Genomic DNA, 1,916 nt, shown 5'->3' on the forward strand with positions numbered 1-1,916 from the left:
AGCAAAGCGCCCTCTTCTCAAGAGCACTTCACTGTCACAGATGTCCAAGCCTCAGAATCTAGTATGTATAAGCTTATTCTGCGTAATGAATCTTCATCTAAAAAGCAATTTTGATTATATTTCTGAGATGCAGAAGGGGAATAAATTATCCCCCTTCTGTGTTTCACCTACTTATTGGAATACGCCAAGCCTTTCGCCCATAGTGTTTTGCGTAAAGTTTTTGACCTGTATAAGGACATCTACGCCATGTACGAAAAACGTACGTTTTTTTGTCTTTATTTCTCATAAAGACTCCTTTTTCGGTGGATGAACCTAGACAGGAAACATTTACAATGATACAATTCCGCATGTCGTTGCAGGTTGCATTTTTCTGTTTCCTGTCTGGTTTTACGTCAGCTAACCGAAACCTGACGTAAACTCTTTATGGGTTTGAGCTGCAACTCAAACCCATTATTGTTGTGATTTAAAATAATTTGTCATGTAATTTATCCTAATCTCTGCTGCTTGTAATGAAACTCCATAGAAATTAGCTACCTCTCTTGGAGTCTTAAATCTTGACATTCCTGAACGTGGCATTAAAAGCTCAGCAGCAAATTGGTTAGCTTGTTTTTCTGCACTGCGATAGACAGGTATTTCATGAGAATTGACTACGCGTTGAAAAGGTAAATTTGTATGTAAAAAAAGATGACCAAGTTCATGAGCAACTGTAAATCTTGCGCGACCATTATCATCGTACGCATCTTTATAAATATCCTCTCTTAAAACAATGAATTTGCCTTGCGGGTCTGTTAAACCACCCACATTTCCAAGTTCTTCCTCATCTGCGATATGTAAACAATATCCTGGTCTCATAGTAGGCAAAATGTATTCAGCAAAATCCATAACTGGGAAAGCTTGGTAATCTAACAATTTCAGTTCTTTTCGAAGTAAATCAGTAAAAAAACCAATTTTCTCCCAACTATAAGGAGGAACTTCGTAATCAATACTTTTCTTCACCTTCTACTTACCTTTTTTTTCTTTTATCTGTTTCATTAATTTTTTCATTTTTTCTACATCTTCTGGAGAAATGTTATCTATAACTCTAGCAAACATACCAACAAGTTCACCTGTGGATGAATTAGAAGACTTTATTGTAAAACTTTTGCGGCAAGCATCAGCCTCTTTTCTTAAGAGAGAAGCCATATCTTGATCTAAATCGTATAATTCTATGATCTTTTCTTCCATACCAACAGGTACAGATTTTTTGCCAATCTCAACAGAAGATAAAAATGCTACAGATATATCTAATTTTTTAGCCATATCTAAAAGGCGTTCTGCATGATCAATACGGAGTTTCCGTAAGGTTTTACCAAAGGATGTAAGCATCAAATAGAACTCCAAAGGACGGATAATTAATCTTAATAAGTTGAATATATTTTATCTTAAGGTATAAATCAACTCTTTTTTTACAATAATTACAAATTGCCAATAGCAAAAATTTAAAAATTATCGAAAGTGGCTTGACATTATAGTAGGAGTATGAATAATCGAATCAGGTGCCTCAAAAACACCTTAAACCATAAGCGGATTGGTTACCGAAATAATCAGTCTTCTATACATTAAAGACTTTGACTCATTATATGCTACATGCGTATAATAATATTGTCGGGTGTGGTTACGCTATACAATACCCTTGCGGGGAAAGTGTAACGACGGACTTATGGCCGTGTTTTTGAGCACCCGGCACTCTTCTTGGAGTGTCAATCAAAAACATCTAACCATAAGGAATTCATTATGAATACTCTTATAGAAATTAGAGAACAGGTTATCGATCAGGAAACTGTTCAAACTGTTAACGCTCGTGATTTGCATGCGTTTTTAGAAGTAGGTAAAGATTTCTCTACTTGGATTAAATATCGCATCAACAAATATAATTT

General features: G+C 35.1%; 3 protein-coding genes. 1 reads left to right on the plus strand and 2 read right to left on the minus strand.

Annotated elements, in window-relative coordinates:
* Positions 1–450 precede the first annotated feature (450 nt).
* Entirely contained in the window at positions 451–996 is a 546-nt protein-coding gene (locus ACFIKJ_RS09130; protein WP_375627494.1) for an ImmA/IrrE family metallo-endopeptidase, read from the minus strand.
* 3 nt (positions 997–999) lie between these two features.
* Positions 1,000–1,365, minus strand: a complete 366-nt coding sequence (locus tag ACFIKJ_RS09135; protein ID WP_375652158.1) for a helix-turn-helix domain-containing protein — start codon at positions 1,363–1,365, stop codon at positions 1,000–1,002.
* A 408-nt stretch (positions 1,366–1,773) separates the two neighbouring features.
* Here ACFIKJ_RS09135 and ACFIKJ_RS09140 point away from each other — a divergent pair.
* Positions 1,774–1,916 (plus strand): antA/AntB antirepressor family protein (locus ACFIKJ_RS09140; RefSeq protein ID WP_375652161.1); only part of this gene is annotated, 143 nt, incomplete at its 3' end.

This window comes from Bartonella sp. PS7NMGDW (assembly GCF_042193585.1).
GTDB classification, from domain to species: Bacteria; Pseudomonadota; Alphaproteobacteria; order Rhizobiales; family Rhizobiaceae; genus Bartonella; species Bartonella grahamii.